The 19,813-nt window shown below is 72.0% G+C and carries 10 protein-coding genes and 3 pseudogenes; 3 read left to right on the forward strand and 10 right to left on the reverse strand.

The features are described 5' to 3' along the window. Positions 1-2,678: 2,678 nt before the first annotated feature. Entirely contained in the window at positions 2,679-2,969 is a 291-nt protein-coding gene (locus ABD794_RS09750) for a hypothetical protein (protein ID WP_344962415.1), read from the reverse strand. Between the two features lie 4,461 nt (positions 2,970-7,430). On the opposite strand from ABD794_RS09750, the pseudogene ABD794_RS09755 reads away from it, so the two are divergent. Then, positions 7,431-8,169, forward strand: a pseudogene (locus ABD794_RS09755) (MerR family transcriptional regulator). 246 nt (positions 8,170-8,415) lie between these two features. Here ABD794_RS09755 and ABD794_RS09760 read toward each other — a convergent pair. The 3 genes from ABD794_RS09760 to ABD794_RS09770 form a co-directional block, all read right to left on the reverse strand. Then, entirely contained in the window at positions 8,416-9,147 is a 732-nt protein-coding gene (locus ABD794_RS09760; protein WP_344962417.1) for a helix-turn-helix domain-containing protein, read from the reverse strand. A gap of 12 nt (positions 9,148-9,159) precedes the next feature. Continuing rightward, complete coding sequence (locus ABD794_RS09765) at positions 9,160-9,342, reverse strand: hypothetical protein (protein WP_344962419.1); 183 nt, start codon at positions 9,340-9,342, stop codon at positions 9,160-9,162. A gap of 565 nt (positions 9,343-9,907) precedes the next feature. Continuing rightward, entirely contained in the window at positions 9,908-10,546 is a 639-nt protein-coding gene (locus ABD794_RS09770) for a DUF4360 domain-containing protein (protein WP_344962421.1), read from the reverse strand. Positions 10,547-10,768: 222 nt separating this feature from the next. On the opposite strand from ABD794_RS09770, the gene ABD794_RS09775 reads away from it, so the two are divergent. After that, complete coding sequence (locus ABD794_RS09775) at positions 10,769-11,506, forward strand: DUF4097 family beta strand repeat-containing protein (RefSeq protein ID WP_344962423.1); 738 nt, start codon at positions 10,769-10,771, stop codon at positions 11,504-11,506. On the opposite strand, the gene ABD794_RS09780 is transcribed toward ABD794_RS09775, so the two are convergent. Continuing rightward, positions 11,487-12,167, reverse strand: a complete 681-nt coding sequence (locus ABD794_RS09780; RefSeq protein WP_344962425.1) for a TetR/AcrR family transcriptional regulator — start codon at positions 12,165-12,167, stop codon at positions 11,487-11,489. The genes ABD794_RS09775 and ABD794_RS09780 overlap by 20 nt on opposite strands. Positions 12,168-12,246: 79 nt before the next feature. On the opposite strand from ABD794_RS09780, the gene ABD794_RS09785 reads away from it, so the two are divergent. Next, entirely contained in the window at positions 12,247-13,173 is a 927-nt protein-coding gene (locus ABD794_RS09785) for a serine/threonine dehydratase (protein WP_344962427.1), read from the forward strand. Between the two features lie 121 nt (positions 13,174-13,294). On the opposite strand, the gene ABD794_RS09790 is transcribed toward ABD794_RS09785, so the two are convergent. The 5 genes and pseudogenes from ABD794_RS09790 to ABD794_RS09810 form a co-directional block, all read right to left on the reverse strand. Further along, the gene (locus ABD794_RS09790) at positions 13,295-15,469 is read right to left on the reverse strand and encodes a 3-hydroxyacyl-CoA dehydrogenase NAD-binding domain-containing protein (protein ID WP_344962429.1); all 2,175 of its coding nucleotides are present in this window, start codon (positions 15,467-15,469) and stop codon (positions 13,295-13,297) included. 331 nt (positions 15,470-15,800) lie between these two features. Continuing rightward, positions 15,801-17,017: pseudogene (locus ABD794_RS09795) on the reverse strand (acetyl-CoA C-acetyltransferase). 29 nt (positions 17,018-17,046) lie between these two features. Continuing rightward, positions 17,047-18,190: pseudogene (locus tag ABD794_RS09800) on the reverse strand (acyl-CoA dehydrogenase family protein). Next, positions 18,187-19,350 (reverse strand): CaiB/BaiF CoA transferase family protein, encoded by a 1,164-nt coding sequence (locus tag ABD794_RS09805; protein ID WP_344962431.1) that lies wholly within the window; start codon positions 19,348-19,350, stop codon positions 18,187-18,189. The pseudogene ABD794_RS09800 and the gene ABD794_RS09805 overlap by 4 nt, the downstream one beginning before the upstream one ends. An 81-nt stretch (positions 19,351-19,431) precedes the next feature. Next, complete coding sequence (locus tag ABD794_RS09810) at positions 19,432-19,788, reverse strand: MmcQ/YjbR family DNA-binding protein (RefSeq protein ID WP_344962433.1); 357 nt, start codon at positions 19,786-19,788, stop codon at positions 19,432-19,434. Between the last annotated feature and the right edge of the window lie 25 nt (positions 19,789-19,813).

A 19,813-nucleotide genomic window follows, 5' to 3' on the forward strand; every position in this document is an offset into this window, starting at 1 on the left:
CGCTTGGTGGCGAACGAGGGTGGGCGTTAACATGGCGCGTCCAGCGTACCGGGGGCGGGCGGCGCCGCCGGCCCCGAAGGGGTTATCCTCTCCCACCCCGCCCTCGTCACCCGTCTCCCGGGGGGCTCCGTCCCCCGGCCCCTAACGCGCCCTCGCGGGCTGCGCGCGGGGGTGAGTACGACCACCGTGGCGTGGCCGGCGGCGCGGGCGGACGGCGCGGGCGCGCCCATGTGCGGGAGCTGGCGCGGGGCGGGAACGGCCGCCAGGGTCCAACCGAGGCGGCAACAAAAAAACAGTGCAACGGGACGCCTGTCAGACCGCGGCGAAGTCCACCGAAGTCGCCGTCGCGGTCCGGCACACCCGCCCGGTCAGGACACGCCCGCGCGGCGGGTCGCGGTCGCCAGCTCCGAAGAGTCGGCGTACGTCCGGCTGACATGGTGCGGAGGTATTCCCCAGGTGATGTGCCTCCCGACTGTGCCCGCTTTCGTGTGCCCTGGGCTCACCCCCATGGGCGGGAGCAGCCGGTAAACCAGTTCGCCCCAATGGCACGCCGAATGTGATCGTGGTTGGGATCTGGAGTGATCGGCCTAGACCACTCGCCCGTCCTCCTCGCTGGAGGCGTGCGGGCCGGCGAGGTCGAGGGTGTGTACGGCGCGAGAAGCGGACCCGGCGCAGAGCCACTCGGCCGCGGCCGGTGGCGCTGGGGCGGCTTAGTGGTGGCCGTACCCTGGATCGAACCGGCCACGGGACCGCCTCGAGCACAGCTGGTCGGCGCTTCACCGGGCTCCCTACGCCGTCCGTGACTGGCCGGAGCTGGCGGCAGGGGCGCCCGGAGGAAGACTTGGGGTCCGCCCTGGTAGGACGGACGGGAAGGGCGGGCACCCTCGACCAGGGCGAGCCTGGGCGGATGGGGCACGGCAGGATGCCGGGCCTGCGGGGTACGCGGGCTCGCGCCGAAGGAGGTCACCGAACGAGGCTGGAGATCCGCGCCGGTCCGCGCCCGGCTGCCGCTCGTCGACTATGCCCGCGCCATACACTCGGCCATCTGCAGCGCCGGGCCTCGGCGCGTGGGCGGGCCGGCACGGTCACCGCTGCGCCCCGGGATCACCTCGCCCGTGGCGCGTACGCGGTCCGGGCGGCAGCCCGCTCTCGCGTCAACTGCTCGGGCCTGGCGCCCATCACCTCGGCGGCGGACGGGCGACGGTCACCGCGTGCATGGGGGCAGCTGGATGGTTCGTGGTAGAGACGCCGGGCGTGGCCGAGTGGTTCGACGGCCCTGGGGCGTGAGCGACGACCGCGGACGAACCGAGACACGCTCTACGTCCTGCCCACCGTACGACCTCGTCCCTACGGCGGTACGGCGCGTCCGCAGACGATCTGGGACCGGCACGCCGTCGGCCGTCCGTGGCCCCAGGCGCTCATACGCCCCGCTGCGCCCCGGGTGGCAGCCCGGGCCTGACGTGGTCCCGGGTGCTGGCCGGCACCGGGTGGGGCTACGCGCCCGCACTGCACGCACGGGTTCCGGCCTGGAGGGCGGACCCGGAACGGGCTGCCGTGGCGGCGCCCTTCTGGGTGCAGCGAACTACGGGCAAGCGATGCTGGCGCGGGGGCGTCACGGTCTTCGTGGGGCTGTGCGCGGGAGGGCCGTGGGCCGGCTCGTGCTCAAGGGGGATACAAGTGTTCGTGAGGGACGGGACGCAGGCGCCGAACAAAGACCTGGCGCAGAACCCCCCGCGGGGCGTGCTACCGGGAGGAGCGACGGGTGTGGCGGCCCTAGGGAAGGGGCAGGCCGCGGGCCCCCACATGGCGTGGCGGTCGAAGGCCCATGTAGCCGCCGACGAGCGGCAGAGTACCGCGGCGAGGTCGCGTGGAGACATCCACGTCAAGCGTGGCGGGGTGTGGTGGCGGCCGTTGTCAGCCCACCGCGTCGCGTGCGGCGCGTACGATCAGGCCGAGGCGGTTGCCAGCGGCGCTGGGAGATACGTGGAACGGTGGCGGGCCATGTCGAGGTGTGGTGGTGGCCCCCGGGCGCGGGGGGTCACGGACCGGGCCCAGTGCCAGCGCGGGAGGCGTAGTGTCCCAGGTCGGCCAGCCCCCGGCTGAAGTGACGGGTGGAGGTCCCCTCTTGGTGTCGGGCCGATCGGCTGGCGGCTATAAGGCAACCGGGTGTCAGCCGTGGTGCCGGGCCTGCCGTTGCCCAGGCAGGTGCATGTCCGGCAGGGTGTGCGGATGCCCCCGCCGTCGCCCGCGTAGTCGCGGACGGAGGCCGGGCCGCAGTTCGACGGTTAACGATAGGCCGGGACAGATAGGGGACGTGACGATGTGGGCGGCGGTCACCCTACAGGCCGTGCAAAGACCGTCGAGATCCGGACAGGCGTGTCAGGTCGCGGGAGCGGAGCGGGTGACAGAAGCCCTGCCTTAAGTTCCGTGGCGTCGCCCGGTCGGACGCTGCGTTCGACCTCAGTCGGCCACGTGCTCCGTGAACCCCGCGCGAGGTCGTCGGTGAACTTCCGTGTGTTCGTGCCCCGTGCTGCACGCCCGTGGGCCGGAGGCCGCCAGCGTGCGCCGACTAAGGCCCGGCCGAACGGGGGTCACGGACGGGCGCGTCGGCGCAGGGGTGGTGCGTCCAGGGTGGCCGGCGCGGGTCGCACCGAGGGTGCGCGGTATCGTGTTGGACCCTACCGGGTCGGGCCGGTGGGGCGCTGCGTCCACGTCGGCCATCGGCTCTGCGCTGCGTCGATGCCGTTGTCGTAGCCGAGCAGGTAGTTGTGTTCGACCCAACGAAGAGCGGGTAGTCGCAGGGGTGGGCACCCACGGAAGCCTCGCGGCTGGCAGTCGACGACGGGGTCGAAAGTGCCCGGTCTGCTACGGGCCGAGATCTTGGCGCCTCCAACAGCCGGTGCGCAGGCGATGCAGCGGTCCCCCACATTGGCGCGAGGTGCTTTGGTGCGGACGTTGAGGTCCTGCATGCGCGTGGCCCTGCGAAGATCGCGCTGGCCTTCACCTTTGCCCGCGTCGCGACGTAGAGTCCCGACGCTCAGCTACCCAGCGGCGTGCCAGCTCGCCGTTGCGCGGCGCGCCCTCGACGAGCTTTGCGCTGGTCGCGACGGCGGAAGCCAGTCGGGGGTGTGCGCCCCGTGTCGCTCTCGACGGCGGGAGGCGAGCCGCGTCCGTGGGCCGCTGCCGAACGAGGGCGGCGCCCCTTGTGGCTAGTAGTAGTCTTACCAGGAGGAATGGTGCGCCAGTTCGGGACGATGGGTCTTAAGCCCGTCCGACGAAGAACGACAGCCGGTGGCGGCGACGCCGGCGTATCGGGTGCGACGGTGCTCGTAACTCTTGCCGATACGAAAATTTAAATAATGGTCCGACGCTCCCCGGGTGGACCCACCCTGGCGGCTGTCACGGGCCGTAGCCGCCGTGCGCGAACCGTAGCCGCGCGGCCCGTCCGTTTTAGGCCCGTCGACACGACCGCGCGTTGGGCTGGACCGACGCGTCGGAGCTGCCTGCCGACGTCGACGCAGCCGGTCGGTCAGGCATGCGATTGTGTGGCGGGCCCGGTCCGACCTGGAGGACGTCGGTGCGTAGCCGCGTGGGTGACCTGTGAGGTAGTTGTCGTAATAAGAAGGGGTAACTGGACGGGGTTGCCGCCGCTCCCGTCGTAGCGGTCTTCTTCTGCTCTCGTTTGCCCCGGCCGCAGCACGAGTAGTAGGGCTGGTCTGATCCTGATCCCGGTACCCGGCGGGCCCTGTTCGGCGGGTTGTCGCGGCCCGGACTATGTCCCACAGGGCGAGTACCCGGGTCGGGCTAGCGCGGCGCGGGCGGGCGCCCGGGGTCCCGCCATTCATCACCACAGCCGACGTCGCGGACGGGCGCGGTCGTGAAGGAGGTAGACGGGATGCCTGCTCTCGCCCAGCCGCCGCCCCCTGTCGTGGTGTGCGGCGTGCAGCCGCTGACCGGTGCGAGCAGAGGAACGGCCAGGCAGGCGGTCAGGGCCGGCGGCGAGGCGAGGGTGGTCCTAGCGCGTAATGCGGGGTGTTCCGCCCGTGGGGTTTGTTCGGCACGGTGCGGGACGACGAGTGTACGTCGGATCAACTCCGTGGCAGAGCGGGGGCGACGTAGGATGTTCTCCGGGCCTAACAGCGGTCGCGCGTGGTGTTCAGTGGAACCCGCGGGACACGTGGTTCGGCCGAGTGAGGGTAAGCGAAGGTCACGTGCGTAGGCGTGAAGGCCGGGTCGCCCGTGCCGCGGTCGTCGAAGCTGGCGCACGAAGCGGTGTCGCCTCGCGCCGGGCGAGGTGGCCCTGATGGGCCGCGTGCGGCCCAGTCCGCGTTCCCCTTGGGCATGGCTTCTAGCGTGGTCCCGTTCCGGCCACCAGCGGTGTGCGCCCGTCGGCGCCACGTCGGCGGGCCTGCCCCGCGTTCGGGCGCAGCTGGCGGGCTGCGGGGGCGCAGGCCGCAACCCGCCGTCGCACCGGATTCCGTCAAGTTTCCGACGACAGCCATGCGGCGAGGGACGCGGCGGCCAGATTCGAGTTTTCCGGCCGATGTCCAGCACCTGGGTTCCCTAAGTTCCTAGGAGCGGCGAGCAAGGGCGACCCCGCAGTCGCTGTGCCGTGGGCAGCACGAACCCGCAAGCAATGTCTCGTCGATTTATGACCCGGCCCCGGGTCTGCGACGTGCTGGGAGGAACGCGAGGTCCGGGGGGCCGCGTACTCCTGCCGGCGGAAACTCGTGTCGCGGCGCGGAAGGCGAGATGGTGAGCGTCGCCACCAGCGCCGCGCCCAGACAGACGCGCCCGCACGGCGCCGGCGCCGGCCATGCGTCCAGGGACAGGTCGAGCCAGGCGACCCTGTGCGCGGGGGCGCCACGGTCTCAGGCGGGTGCAGACCGCCACGCGTCGTTGCGCCGGCCCGCTCGCGACGTCTGACGGAACCGCTGTCGGCGGGCGGGCGCGCGAGGCAGGGTGCGGGAGCTGGCTTGTTGTAGCGAGGTTGTTGGAACTGCGAACGGGTGCGCCGCCGCAGGGTGTGGTCACCGAGGTGGGCGGGGTGCGGCCACTTGGCAATCCACGGTCCGACCATGGACGCGCGACAAGCGTGTGTATTTGGCCGTCCAATGGCCGGGTGATGCGTAGGGACTGGATAGGTGTGTGAGCTCGCGCTGGTGGTCCTGGCGTCCGATCACCGCCTGAAACGGGTGCATGACGGGTCACTCCAGGGCGCTTCAGCGTGGGACGTGGATGATCTGAGTCGCTCCATGGGGTGTTCCACCTCCGGATGACGGCCGGTGATGTCAGTCACGTGTTCCGGATTCGGCATGGACTTCCTGAGTGACACGATGAGTGCATAGGCCGGGCGTGATCGATCTTCGTCTCCACCGCCGGCCGCTACCGGCCGTCCACCCCGCCTAGCGACGAGTTGTGAGTGTCCCGTGCGTCCCAGACTCCTCGTTTCCAGCGCCGGGACCTGCTCGGCCGTCCGGGCGCGAGACTTTGCGCTGTGCCTAGCTCGGGTCCCGCGGGGCGGGTCCGGTCCGGACGGCGACGTCCGGTCGCGCGCGGCCACTCGACGTCCCTACTGTAAACCCGGTCGACGCCTGGGCACCGGGCGGGCTACGACTTCTCCCATTTACGATACCTTTCGGCTCAGTACCAGCCGAAGACGGACCGGCTGTGAGTGGGCACCGGCGTGAGGCCCTCACCGGCCACCATCCACCCAGAAGCGTCTGCTCGCCGCTTGCATACCTGGATAATCCTGCTGAACTTCAACGAGCGTTCTTAGGTCAACGTGGTAAAGGTCTGTGGGGCCCCTGTGGCATGAATGTACCGCCGTGGGGGGGGGGGTCACACCCAGAGTGCGTTGTGAAAGACTCTAGATAGCCACCCTCGTATCGGTTCCTGGCTCCCGGCCCCGCTGCGTACTAATGGAGCATAGCCACGATGTCACCGGAGGTTGTGTCGTCTGTCCATGTTCCAAGCGGACGCCCCGCTTCCCAGCACTGGTCACAGTGGTAAGGGGACAAATCTCACCGCGTGCCTGGCCTGCGCCCCCCGAGACGCTAGTCGAGTGTGAGTCGTGTCGAGCAGGAGCCGATTTCTGCCGCCCTGGGTGTTCCCGGAAGCAATCTACACCAACACCGGCGCGACATAGCACAGCGCCTTGCGTGACTGTTAGCCTCGGCGCCGTGTCCCCGACGGCGTCCAGTGTCCAATCACAGCAACGGCGTCGCTCTCATGCTGCTGTCGTGTGCAGACCTCCAAGCTCGGGTGGACGCGCTACAACTATGCGGCGGCGTGTATTCGACCTACCCAGGCCTGTTCAGGCGCCGTAAAAGCCTGACGAACGTGTGGACTGATGTGAAGTGCCGTTCGGCGCAGTTAACGAATCACACCACCGACATGGAGCGGCGACCTCCACGGGCTGCCGTCGTCAACGAACCTACAGCAGTACCTGGCGACAAGCCGCCCCACCCCAGAAGAGCCAGCGTCCCGAGCGCACCCAATCCTCAGAGTCCTCGACAGGGCGAGCACCGCTCATGCGCCGTCCCCTTCACGGCGGCCGCGGCTACGTGCCCAACCGTCCCCACGCTCATTCGACGCTGCAGACCCCATACAACCCTGCCGTTCACGCCACCGCGCCGTTCATGCGAACGGTGCGCAACGTCTCGCCACGTCATAGCACAGAACTGGCCCACACAAGTGGGTTTCTGTGCAGCGTCTCGGTGAAGAACTGGCGGGACATCTGGGTCAACGACTCCGCCTCCTAACGCGCCAAGTGGCTCTGGTCAGTGAGAAAGGAAGGGCGAGGCACCGACGCCAGGAACTCGCCGACTACACTACGCGCTGTAACCCGGCGGAACACCCTTTCTGGACCGTCAGGCCCGGGACCGCGGCGCGGAACAAGCAGTTTACGACAGTGACGCCGTCTACCAGCGCGCCGACCATAAGCCCTCCAGGCGCTATCCGCAAAACACCTCTGCGACACAAGGTCCTTCTTCGAGAAGCTCTGAAGGGATGGACCGAACGAAGAACCAAGACTAGCCAAGCGCACACAGCCCCATCCCGTCCAGACTATCATCAGCGCCAGCGGTAGCCGATCTCGGGCCAAGAAGCTCAAAGACCCGCTCTCGACACCTGCTGTTCACACACGGTAGAAAGCCGTAAGCCCGCGAGGCTGAGAAGGCGGGCATCGGCCAAGGCCGGCGGCGACAAGTCCGGCGAAGTCCCTGAAACGGCGCAAGGCCCCGGCGCAGTGCAGCCCTAAAGTCCCGGAAGCAGATCCAGGCCTGGCCGCTCGCCGCGCACCATCAACAGTCACGACGCGGACAACGACGTGTCCTTCACAGCTCCGGTGGTACACCAATACTGTTGAGCCACCCGAGCTGTGAAGCGAGTCATTGCGCATGGGCAATGGGCATAGGACCACGACACCGGTGAGCCCGGAGAATTCGCACCGGCGTCCCCACCAGTCGACAGAACTGGCCGCCCGCGCCGGGGTCACCGTGCGCACCATCCGCTTCTACAGCACCCGCGGCCTCCTGCCCCCCGCCGTGCCTCGGCCCCCGCCGGGTGGGCCGCTACGGCCCCGGGCACCTCTCCCGCCTCGCCCTGATCGAGGAGTTGCAGCACCAGGGCCTCACCCTGGCCGCCATCGAGCGCTATCTGCGCCGCCTCCCGGACGACCTCAGCGCCCACGACCTGGCCATCCACCGTGCGGTCGTGGCCTCCTGGGTGCCCGACACGGCGGCCGAGACCACCCGCGCCGAACTGGAGCGCCGCGCGGGCCGCCCGCTGACCGACGAGGACATCGACAAGCTCGTCGCGATGGACGTGCTGCGGCGCGAGGAGGACACGGACGGGGAGGTCCGCTTCCAGGCGGACCCCGGACTGCTGGGCGTCGGTGTCCAGTTGCTGGACGTCCCGATGACCCTGGACACCCTGCGGGCCGCCCGCGCCGTCCTGCTGTCCCACGCCCGCTCGACGGCGCGCGAGCTCACTCGGCTCTTCCACGAGGAGGTGTGGGGGCCGTACGCGGCGGGCGCGACGGACCCCGAGGAGGTGGAGTCCATGAAGTCGCTGTCGGCGCACATGCCGCCGCTGGTGGTGCAGGCGCTGGTGACGGCGTTCCAGCGGTCGCTGAGGGAGGAGTTGCGGGCGACGTATGGGGGGTGAGGGTGCGTTGCGCTTCGCGGTTGTGATGCCCCGGTCCCGCCCTTTCACCGTTTCTCGCGCGCTCCGCGCGGGTGCAACGCGGCTGCGCCGCGTTCGTCCTCAAGCGCCGGACGGGCTGGTTTCCGCGCCCGGGCGCGAATTCAGCCCGTCCGGCGCTTGAGGACTTCGCCCGCAGGGCGAATGGGGCCCGGGGTCTCCCCGGAAGAAACGGTGAAAGGGCGGGGACCGGGCAAACCCCCGCGGCGCTCACCCCGCCACCCCGCCTCCTCCAAAGCGCTCCGGGCACGCTCCAGTGCTCCCGGGTGCGCGCCAATTCATCCCGCAACCGGGCCACCTCGTCCCGCACCCCCGCCACGAGGACCGGCCGGACGCGCGCCCGCCCCGGCGGAACGCGTCCGCCCGCTCCCACGCATCCGCCCAGTCCCGCAACCGCCCCTCCGGCACGTTCCCGCAGTGCCGCACGAAGCTCAACAGCACCTCCTTGCGCGGAAAGCGCGTCCCGCGCAGCGCCGGGCCGAGGGTGCTGCGCGGCAGCAGGCTCACCTTCGTCCCGGCGTCCACACAGGCCCGTTCCTCCAGTTCGCGCAGGGTCGGGTTGCCGTGCTCCCGGCGCAGGTGGGTCATCGCCTGGAACAGCTGCCACGGTTCGCTGACGAACTGCGGCCGTACCGGGCCCGGCAGGCCCGGCAGGCCCGGTGCGGCGGCCGCGTACCGGTCGGCCCTGGTCCACAGCCGCTTCGCCTCGCGCTCGTCGCCCCCGCAGATACGGGTGAACGCGCGCACCGTGGCCCACTTGGGCAGGGTCTCCCCCTTGGCCGCCCGGTCCAGCGTCGACCGGGACACCGTCAGCCCCATCTCCTGTGCCGTCCGCGCCATCTGGCTCCAGCTCCTCCCGGACCGCCGGCGCAGTGACCGCAGCCACTGCGCCAGCGTCTCGACGGGGTCGGGCTGGGCCAGGGCGCCGTCGACGCGCCCCATCCCGGCCCTCCCTTACGCCCGGTGGCGGGAGAAGAGGGCCGCCAGCCCGCGGATCAGTTCCCTGGCCGCCACGCCGCCGGCGGTGACGGCGGTGACGACGTCCTCGACGGGGATCCCGTAGGCCACCAGTCCGGCGGTGATGCCGAGCACGGTCACGGCGATGACGACGGCGGGGGGTCGGGAGCGGGTTGTCACCGTGCGTCACGCGTACGCGCGCGTTCTTCAAAGAGGGTTCCTCCTCGGCTCGTTGCCACTCGACACCGAAGCCCTCGCCGTGCCGTCCGCGGCCTTGCAGGGCCGGCGGACAGAGGGCTTCACCCTTACCTTCGGGAACGCAACACGTGGCGGCAAGGCAATAGTTCCCCGCCGTCCCATCCCGTCCCGCTTCCCGTGGTACGGACTCGGCGCGTCGGCCCTGGTCACGGGCGCACGGTCGGCCCGGGACGGCGTTCCGGGGGCGCGGATGACCGGTTCGACGAGATGACGCCCCTTGTGAACACGGCTGCGAAGGCGGAGAGTTGGTGGCACGGCTCGCTCCGTCCAGCGATTCACGAGAGGAGGCCGTGCGCGGCGGCACCCGTGTCGCCGGACGGGCGCAGCGGCACCGGACGAGTATGCCCTCGGCGGCGTTACCCGGTGCCCCTTTCACGCGGCTCCCCCCGGCCGTTGCCACTCGACACCCCAGGGGAAATCGGCCATGCGCGCCGTTGCAGCGGCGCGCGGGCCGGGGCGGGGCCTCCTCACGGCCCCGCCCCAAGAACTACCGGACGGCCGGACACCGCTGCCAGGCCAGGCGGTACCGGGCGGTCGCGGTGCCGCCCGGGTCCATGTCGTTCAGCCCCAGAACGCTGGTGGTGGTCGCGGGGTCGGACGTGCCGGCGTCCACCCGCAGTTCGGTGGTGAGGACGAGGTACCGTCGTTCGCCGCAGGGGGCGTAGGTGTTGATGCCGATGTCGTCGAAGTCGGAGGCCAGCCAGGCGTCGTCGTAGGGCCCGGTGAATCGGTACGTACGGGATGATCTGCCGCTCACCCCCTCGAAGTAGTGGCCGACCGTCAGCTGCCCGGAGGCCCCTTTCGCCAGGTGTGCGTACCCGGTGTGCTCCTTGCCCGTGACCGCGTAGGTGAACCCCTTCGGGACCTGCACGTCCATGGCGAACTGGCAGTTCTTGCGGGCGTCGCCCGGCTTGGAGCCGACGCCCACCTGTACGGGGGAGCTCCCGAAGGACATCGTGAAACCGGAGTTGTCCGGCGCCACCGCCACCGATGTCGTCGGCCAAACGGCGCAGCCCGACCCGCTGACGACGGCCGGCTCGATCCGCACACTGCCCGGCGGAGGTCTCTCCTCCGTGGCCGCCCCGGGGGACAACAGGGCGGCCGCGAGCGCCATGGCCATGGTCATACCACCGAACATGGATCCCTCCCGTTCGTCGCCTACGGCCTCCATGCCACCACCGCGGCCGCGGTGCGCACAGACCGGCACAGGCCGTTTCCGCGTTCCGGATTCCGGAGCCCGGAATCGGGGGTTTTCCCCATGTCGCGGCCGCCGCCCGCCCCGTAGCGTTCCTGTCGTCGGCCCGAGGGGCCCGACCGTCACGCACCACAGCTCATCGGGGGAACATCCATGCGCCGCACCGTCCGTCTTCTCTCGGCCCTGGTCGTCACCGGCACGGCCGTCGCGGGGCTGAGCGCCTGCGACGGGCTGACGCCCGGCAAGACCTTCGAGGACGACGCGACACTCGGCGAGAAGGTCACGTCGGTGCGGGTGGACAACAACTCCGGCGGCGTCCGGGTCCACGGCAGGGCGGGCCTCGGCAAGGTCACCGTCCACCGCGAGGTCGAGTACCGCGACGGCCACAAGCCGGAGGGCGCCACGCACCGGATCGAGAACGGCACCCTCGTGCTGGCGGACTGCGGGGACGAGTGCTCCGTGAGCTACACGGTCGACGTGCCGGCCGGGACGCCGGTGACCGGGGAGAACAGCAGCGGCGAGATCCGGCTGTCGGACGTCGGGGCGGTGAAGGTGACGACGAGTTCCGGCGCCATCGACCTCGACGGCGTCGGCGGGGACGTCACCGTCGGGTCGAGCAGCGGCCGGATCACCGGACGCGGCCTCAAGGGCGGCGCGATCCGGGCGACCACGTCCAGCGGGGAGATCGCCCTCACCGCCGCCGTCCCGCAGGACGTGACCGCGAAGTCCTCCAGCGGACGTCTCGTCCTGACCATGCCGGACGCGCGCTACCGGGTGTCGGCCGAGACGACCAGCGGCGGCAAGGACATCGGCGTCTCCCAGGACCCGGCCGGGAAGTACCGGCTCGATCTCACCACCACCAGCGGTGAGATCAAGGTCGAGCGGGGCTGACGGCACCGCCCTCCGGCTCCGCAAGATCCGCAGCCGCGGCGCGGATGAGCTGGCGGAGCGCGCCGTAGTAGACCTCGTGGTCCGTCACGGCGGGCAGGATCGCGCCGAAGTGGCCGGTCAGTACGGGGAATTCGTCCGGGTCGAGGGCGGCCAGCGCGGTCCGGGTCACCGCGCGGGCGGCGTCGGGGGCGCGGTGGTCGACGAAGCTGGCGCTGCCCAGGGTGAGCAGATACATCCGCCGGTAGGCCACGATGGCCTCCTCCGGGCTCATCCCGGCGGCGAGGCTGTCCGCCAACTGCGGTTCCACCAGCCGCTTGAGCAGCTCGGGGCCGAGCCAGGGGCGGGCACCGCGCAGGGCCACCAGCCCGGGGTGCGCGGTCAGCACCTCGTAGAGCGCCGTGAACCGGGCCTCGGTGGCCCGCGCCCAGCCGGTGCCGGGCGGGATCTCCGGGAGGAGCCCGGCGAGGTGGTCGGTGACCAGGTCGAGCAGCCCGGCCAGGTCGGTGCAGCGGCGCTGCAGGGTGGCGTGCGCGACGCCGAGGCGGGCGGCGAGCGTGCGGAAGCTGAGGGCGCCGGGGCCCTGTTCGTCCACGATCCCGAGGGCGGCCTCGGCGATCCGCCGGGGCGTCGCGGGGTGGGGGGAAGCCGGAGGTCGGGGCATGGATGCCAGCGTACGGTACGGTGTATCGGGTTGCGCGATACGCTGTATCGACCGCCGTATCACCCTCAGGAGCGCCGCAGTGGACCAGCTCACCTACGCCGACGTCACGGACGCCGCCCGTCGCATCGCCGGGCACGTCCGCCCGGTCGTCCTCGTTCCCCACGACCGGCCGGACGTCCGGCTGGCGCTGGAGTTCCTCCAGCACACGGGCTCCTTCAAGGCCCGCGGCGCGCAGAACTTCCTCCGGGCCCACCGCGAGGCGGGCGCCCTGCCCGGCGCCGGGGTGACCATCGCCTCCGGCGGCAACGCGGGTCTCGCGTGCGCCTGGGCGGCCCGGCAGGAGGGCGTGCCCGCCACCGTGTTCGTGCCGACCACCGCCCCGGCGGTGAAGGTCGCGGGGCTGCGCGCCCTGGGCGCGGACGTGCGACTGATCGGCTCGGAGTACGCCGAGGCCCAGGCGGCCTGCGCGGAGTTCGCCGCGGCCTCCGGCGCGCTGTCCTCCCACGCCTACGACCACCCGCTGATCGCCGCCGGGGCCGGGACGCTGCTGGACGAGATACGCGACCGCTTCCCCGGGCTGGACACGGTGGTCGTCGCGGTGGGCGGCGGCGGTCTGTTCGCGGGGGTGGCCACGGCCGCGCAGGAACACGGCGTCCGGACCGTGGCAGTGGAGCCGGAGGGCTCCCGCGCGCTGCACGCGGCCGTGGAGGCGGGCCGCCCGGTCCCCGTCCCGGTGGACTCGGTCGCGGCCGACGCCCTCGGCGCGCGGCAGGCCTCCGCCCTGGCCCTGGCCGCGGCCGGGGAGGGCGACGTGCGCCATGTCCTGGTGCCGGACCGGGAAATCGTCCGCGCCCGGCGGCAGTTGTGGGACGAGCACCGGATCGCCGTCGAGCACGCGGGTGCGACGGCGCTGGCCGGGCTCGCCGGCTATGACGCCGCCCCGGGCGAGCGCGTCGCCGTCGTGCTGTGCGGGGCGAACACGGACCCGGGTGACCTGGTCCGCTGACCGCACCGCGTCCGCGACGACGGCTGTGCGGTCGGTCGGCCGCGGGCCGTCCATGGCCGGTCGCGCAGTTCCCCGCGCCCCTTACGGGGCGCGGTATCGCACCGGACCTCCATGAGCCCGCTCAGTCCCGGAAGAGCTCCCCCTTCTCCGCCTTCTCCCGCAGCAGCGGGGACGGCGCGAACCGCTCCCCGTACGCCGCCCGCAACTCCTCGGCGCGGGCGACGAAGCCCGCCGGGCCGCCCTCGTAGCCGTTGATGTACTGGAGGGCGCCGCCGGTCCAGCCGGGGAAGCCGATCCCCAGCAGCGAGCCGACGTTGGCGTCCGCGACGGAGGTGAGGACGCCCTCCTCCAGGCAGCGCACCGTGTCCAGGGCCTCGACGAAGAGCATGCGCTCCTTCAGGTCCTCGAAGGGGATCTCCCCGGGGGCGAGATCCTTCCCGAAGTGCTCGGCCAGCCCTGCCCAGAGTCCGGCCCGCCGGCCGTCCACGTAGTCGTAGAAGCCGGCGCCGCCGCTGCGGCCCGGCCGGCCGAACTCCTCGACCATCCGGTCGATCACCGCGTCCGCCGGGTGCGGGGTCCAGGTGCCGCCGGCCGCCTCGGTGGCGCGCCGGGTCTCCTCGCGGATCCTCCGGGGCAGCGTCAGGGTGAGCTCGTCCATGAGGGACAGCACCTTGGCGGGATAACCGGCCTGCGCGGCGGCCTGCTCCACGGACGCGGCGGGGACGCCCTCGCCGACCATCGCGACGCCCTCGGTGATGAAGCGGCCGATGACGCGCGACGTGAAGAAGCCGCGCGAGTCGTTGACGACGATGGGCGTCTTGCGGATCTGCCGCACCAGGTCGAAGGCGCGGGCCAGGGCCTCGTCGCCGGTCCGCTCCCCCTTGATGATCTCCACCAGCGGCATCTTGTCGACGGGCGAGAAGAAGTGCAGGCCGACGAATCCGTCGGGCCGCTCGACGCCCTCGGCGAGGAGGGTGATGGGGAGGGTGGAGGTGTTGGAGCACAGCAGCGCGTCCGGCGCGACGACGTGCTGCACCTCCTGGAACACCTGGTGCTTGAGCGCCGGGTCCTCGAAGACGGCCTCGATGACGGCGTCGCAGCCGGCCAGGTCGGCGACGTCCGCGGTGGGCGTGATGCGGGCGAGCAGCTCGTCGCGCTTGCGCTCCGTCGTCCGGCCCTTGGCCAGCGCCTTGGCGAGGAGCCCTTCCGCATACGCCTTGCCCTTGCGGGCGTTGTCGGCCGAGACGTCCTTGAGGACGACCTCGATGCCGGCCCTGGCGCAGGCATAGGCGATGCCGGCGCCCATCATGCCCGCGCCGAGGACCGCCACCTTGCGGACGGTGCGCGGCTCGGGGCCGGAGGGGCGGCTGCGGCCCGCGTTGACGGCCTGGAGGTCGAAGAAGAACCCCTGGATCATGTTCTTGGCGGTCTGCCCGGTGGCCAGCCCGACGAAGTACCGCGACTCGACGGTCGAGGCCGTCTCGAAGTCGAGCAGCGCGCCCTCGACCGCGGCGGCGAGCACGGCGCGCGGCGCCGGGTAGGGGGCGCCCGCCGTCTGCTTGCGCAACGTGGCGGGGAACGCGGGGAGGTTGGCGGCGAGCTTGGGGTGGGACGGGGCGCCGCCCGGGATCCGGTACCCCTCGGCGTCCCAGGGCTGCCGGGACTCGGGATGCGCGTCGATGAACGACCGCGCCTTTTCGAGGAGTTCCTCCGGGGTGTCGACGACCTCGTGCACCAGCCCCGCGTCCAGCGCGGCCCGCGGGGGGTACTGCGTGCCCTGGACGAGGACCTTCAGCAGCGCGTCGGTGACGCCGAGGAGGCGCACGGTGCGGGTGACGCCGCCCCCGCCCGGGAGCAGGCCGAGGGTGACCTCGGGCAGGCCGATCTTCGAGCCCTTCGCGTCGAGGGCGACGCGGTGGTGGCAGGCGAGGGCGATCTCGTAACCGCCGCCGAGGGCGGAGCCGTTGATCGCGGCGACGACGGGGACACCGAGGGTCTCGATGCGGCGGAGGTCGCGCTTGACGGCCTCGATCGCGGCGAACGCGGTCTCCGCGTCCTCCGGGCGGATCGCGATCAGCTCGCGGAGGTCGCCGCCGGCGAAGAAGGTCTTCTTGGCGGAGGTGATGACGACGCCGCGGATGGCTTCCTTCCCGGCGGCAAGGCGGTCGGCCACCGTGGCCAGGGACGTCTGGAAGTCCCGGTTCATGGTGTTGGCGGACTGGTTGGGGTCGTCGAGGGTGAGGGTGACGACGCCGGTGTCGTCCTGGGTCCAGCGGATGGTGTTGCTGTTGGTCATGTCCGTGGTCTCCGTGAGGTGGGTGGATGGGGAAGGTGAGGGTGAGGATGCCCCTGGCCCGCCCTTTCACCTCCCCCAGAGGGGGTGCCCCCATCGCGCGCTCCGCGCGGGGGCATCGCGGCTTCGCCGCGAGGTCCTCAAGCGCCGGACGGGCTGAAAAACAGCCCGCCCGGGGGCACCGGGGGTCCAGGGGGCGGAGCCCCCGGTGGGGTGCAGGGGGCGAAGCCCCGCGTCCCGGTGCGCACCGCGCGCCGCGGGGTGGCGCAGGGGCACAGCCCTTGTGGAAACGGTGAAAGGGCGGGGCGGGGAGAAAATCCGCCGCCTCCGGCGGCTACACCCGCTCGACCACCGTCGCCACCCCCATCCCCCCCGCCCACACACAGCGTCACCAGCCCGAACCGCCCACCCCGCCGCTCCAGTTCATCGATCACCGTGCCCAGCAGCATCGCCCCCGTAGCCCCCAGCGGATGCCCCAGCGCGATCGCCCCGCCGTTCACATTGACGCGCTCCATATCCACCCCCATCTCGTCCACGAACCGCAGCACCACCGCCGCGAACGCCTCGTTGATCTCGACGAGGTCGATGTCGTCGATCGTCAGACCCGCCTTCGCGAGCGCCTTGCGCGTCGCCGGCGCCGGGCCGGTGAGCATGATGGTCGGCTCGGAGCCGGAGACGGCCGCGGAGACGATCCGGGCCCGCGGCGCGAGCCCGTACCGCTCGCCCACCTCCCGGTTGCCGATCGCCACGAGGGACGCGCCGTCGACGATCCCGGAGGAGTTCCCCGCGTGGTGCACGTGGTCGATCTTCTCCACCCAGTGGTACTTCTGCAGCGCCACCGCGTCGAACCCGCCCGCCTCGCCGATCGCCGCGAACGACGGCTTGAGACCGGCCAGGGTCTCCGGCGTCGTGCCGGGCCGGAGGTGCTCGTCGCGGTCGAGGACGACGATCCCGGCCCGGTCGCGCACGGGGACGACGGACCGGTCGAAGCGGCCCTCCTTCCAGGCGGTCGCCGCCCGCTCCTGCGAGCGCGCCGCGAAGGCGTCGACGTCGTGCCGGCCGTACCCGCCGATCGTCGCGATGAGGTCGGCCCCGATGCCCTGCGGGACGAAGCCCGTCGCGAAGTTGGTCATCGGGTCGCCGAACCAGGCACCGCCGTCGGACGCCATCGGCACCCGGGACATCGACTCGACGCCCCCGGCGAGGACCAGGTCCTCCCAGCCCGAACGCACCTTGACCGCGGCCAGATTGACGGCCTCCAGGCCCGAGGCACAGAAGCGGTTCTCCTGGACGCCGGCGACGGTGTCGGGGAGTCCGGCCGCGATGGGCGGCGATCCGGGCGATGTCGGAGCCCTGCTCGCCGACGGGGCTGACGACGCCGAGCACGATGTCGTCGATCGCCGCCGGGTCCAGCCCCGGGAAGCGGCGCCGCAGCTCGTGGATCAGGCCCACGACGAGGTCGATGGGCTTGGTCCCGTGCAGGGAGCCGTTCGCCTTGCCGCGCCCGCGCGGGGTGCGGAGGGCGTCATAGACGTACGCTTCGGTGCTCAAGTCAGCAGCCTTCCTGGTAGGTCGGGACATCAGGCCAGCAGCGCACGGCCGATGATCTCCTTCATGATCTCGGTCGTGCCGCCGTAGATCGTCTGGACCCGGCCGTCGGTGAACGCCCGGGCGACCGGGTACTCGGCCATGTACCCGTACCCGCCGTGGAGCTGCAGGCAGCGGTCGCCACCCGCTTGAACAGCTCGGTGGCCCACCACTTGGCCATCGAGGCGTGGACGGCGTCGAGTTCGCCCGCACCGTGATCGACGATGCAGCGGTCGACGAACGTCCGGGTGACCGCGCACACTCCGTGGCCATCTCGGCGATCTCGAAGCGGATGTGCTGGAAGCGCGCGATCGGCCCGCCGAACGCCTCGCGCTCCTTGACGTAGCGCTTCGTCTCCTCCAGCAGGTGCTCGGCCGCGGCGGCGGCGCCGACGGCGATGGTCAGCCGCTCCTGCGGCAGGTTGGCCATCAGATGGCCGAACGCGCCGTGCAGCTCACCGAGCAGGTTCTCCTTGGGCACGCGGACGTCGTGGAAGAACAACTCGGCGGTGTCCTGCGCCTTCTGGCCGATCTTGGCGAGGTTGCGCCCGCGCTCGAAGCCCTCGGCGCCCCGCTCGACGACGAACAGGCTCAGCCCCTTGGCCCCGCCCTCCGGGGTGGTCCGGGCGACGACGACCACCAGGTCGGCGAGGATGCCGTTGGAGATGAACGTCTTGGAACCGTTGATCACCCAGTGGTCGCCCTTGTCGACGGCGGCCGTCCTGATGCCCTGGAGGTCGGAGCCCGCGCCCGGCTCGGTCATGGCGACGGCGGAGACCGTCTCGCCGCTGCAGAAGCCGGGCAGCCAGCGCCGCTTCTGCTCCTCGGTGGCCAGGGTCGTCAGGTACGGGCCGATGATGTCGTTGTGCAGGGGGACGGCGAAGCCGGCGGCCCCGGCCCGGGCGAACTCCTCGGCCAGGACGGCGCTGTGGCGGAAGTCGGCGGTGCCCCCGCCGCCGTACTCCTCGGGCGCGGCGAGGCCGAGCAGGCCCTGCCGCCCGGCGGCCCGCCACGCCTCGCGCGAGACGATGCCGTCGTCCTCCCACTGCTCGCGGTGCGGGACGAACTCCCGCTCCAGGAACGTCCGCACGGTGGCGCGGAAGGCTTCGTGCCCCTCGTCGAAGAGCTGACGTTTCATGATCGCTGACCTTTCGGGTCGAGCCGGGGCACGCCCCAGTCCCGGGCCACCTCCGTGGTGTGCGCGCCCGGCAGCGCGGGCGGCCGTCGCAGGCCGGCCGGGGTGGCGGAGAAGCGCGGCGCGGGGGCGGGCTGGACGGTGCCGTCGTGGCGGGTGAAGGTGGCGCGGGCGGCGAGGTGCGGGTGGTCCGCGGCCTCGCGCAGGGACAGGACAGGAGCCACACAGGCGTCCGAGCCCTCGAACACCTCCGTCCACTCGGCACGGGTGCGCCGCCGGAACCGCGCGGCGACGGCGTCCCGCAGCTCGCCCCAGCGGCCGGGGTCGTCGCGGGCCGCGGCCGTCTCCTCCGGCAGGCCCAGCAGCCGGGCGAACTCGGCGTAGAAGCGCGGCTCCAGGGCCCCGACGGCCATGTGGCCGCCGTCGGCGGTCGCGTACGTGCCGTAGAACGGCGCCCCGCCGTCGAGCAGGTTGGCCCCGCGGCGGTCCTGCCAGCTCCCCTCGGCCAGCATCCCGTGGAGCATCGCGGTCAGGTGCGCGGTGCCGTCGACGATCGCCGCGTCGACCACCTGGCCCGCGCCGGTGGCCTGGGCGTGCCGCAGCGCGGCCAGGATCCCGACGACGAGGTAGAGGGAACCGCCCGCGTAGTCGCCCAGCAGATTGGCCGGGGCGTACGGCGGCCCGTCGGCCGCGCCCGTCAGCCCGAGCGCGCCGGTGACGGCGATGTAGCCGATGTCGTGCCCGGCGGCGCCGGCCAGCGGGCCCTCCTGGCCCCAGCCGGTCATCCGCCCGTACACCAGGCGGGGGTTGCGGGCCAGGCAGGCTTCCGGCCCGACGCCGAGCCGCTCGGCGACGCCGGGCCGGTAGCCCTCCAGGAGCACGTCCGCGCGCTCGACGAGGCCGAGAACGGTCTCCGGGCCGCCGTCGGCCTTGAGGTCCACGAGGACGGAGCGCTTGTTGCGGTTGGTGACGTCGTGCCGGGGGCCGACACCGAGTCCGGGCCCGCCGGGGCGGTCCACCCGGACGACGTCGGCGCCCAGGTCGCCGAGGAGCATGGCGGCGAAGGGGCCGGGGCCGATGCCGGCGAGCTCGACGACGCGCAGTCCCGCGAGCGGGCCGCCTGCTGTGTCCTCCGCCGTGTCCTCCGCCGTGTCCTCCGCCATGAGTCGCTCACGCCCCTGTGTGACAAAGCCGCTGTAACACCCGCGATGTTAAGAACGTGTTCCAGTTTCCACAAGCCCTGTTCATGCGACCGGATTTGACGGCCCGGCGTCCAGCTCCGCGACGAGCTTCTTCGGGGCGACGGTGCGGTAGCTCTCCTCGACCCAGTCGCAGAGCAGCTCGACGCCCCCGTGCAGCGGGATGTCCACCCAGCCGGAGCGCCCGAGCCCGTACGCGGTGGGGGTGGCGCCCGGAACGGCGAGGGCGTGTCCGTGGACCTCGTCGTCCGCGAGCTTGACCGAGATGCCCTCGTCCCCCAGGAAGGCGAAGATCTTCTTGTTGACCTTGGCGACGGGGCGGTCGCCCCAGGGGAACTCCTCGACGGCCCCGGGCAGGGAGAGCGCGAAGGCGCGGATGGCGGCGGCGGTGCGGTTGTCCATGGGGCCACGCTAGAGGAGGCGCCGG

Source organism: Streptomyces thioluteus, from assembly GCF_039535865.1.

Excerpts from the sequence above, each read along its gene's own strand:
- ABD794_RS09750 (WP_344962415.1), bottom strand. The coding sequence starts at position 2,969 with ATGCAGGACCTCAACGTCCGCACCAAAGCACCTCGCGCCAATGTGGGG.
- ABD794_RS09760 (WP_344962417.1), bottom strand. The coding sequence starts at position 9,147 with ATGGGGCGCGTCGACGGCGCCCTGGCCCAGCCCGACCCCGTCGAGACG.
- ABD794_RS09770 (WP_344962421.1), bottom strand. The coding sequence starts at position 10,546 with ATGACCATGGCCATGGCGCTCGCGGCCGCCCTGTTGTCCCCCGGGGCG.
- ABD794_RS09775 (WP_344962423.1), top strand. The coding sequence starts at position 10,769 with ATGCGCCGCACCGTCCGTCTTCTCTCGGCCCTGGTCGTCACCGGCACG.
- ABD794_RS09780 (WP_344962425.1), bottom strand. The coding sequence starts at position 12,167 with ATGCCCCGACCTCCGGCTTCCCCCCACCCCGCGACGCCCCGGCGGATC.
- ABD794_RS09790 (WP_344962429.1), bottom strand. The coding sequence starts at position 15,469 with ATGACCAACAGCAACACCATCCGCTGGACCCAGGACGACACCGGCGTC.
- ABD794_RS09805 (WP_344962431.1), bottom strand. The coding sequence starts at position 19,350 with ATGGCGGAGGACACGGCGGAGGACACGGCGGAGGACACAGCAGGCGGC.
- ABD794_RS09810 (WP_344962433.1), bottom strand. The coding sequence starts at position 19,788 with ATGGACAACCGCACCGCCGCCGCCATCCGCGCCTTCGCGCTCTCCCTG.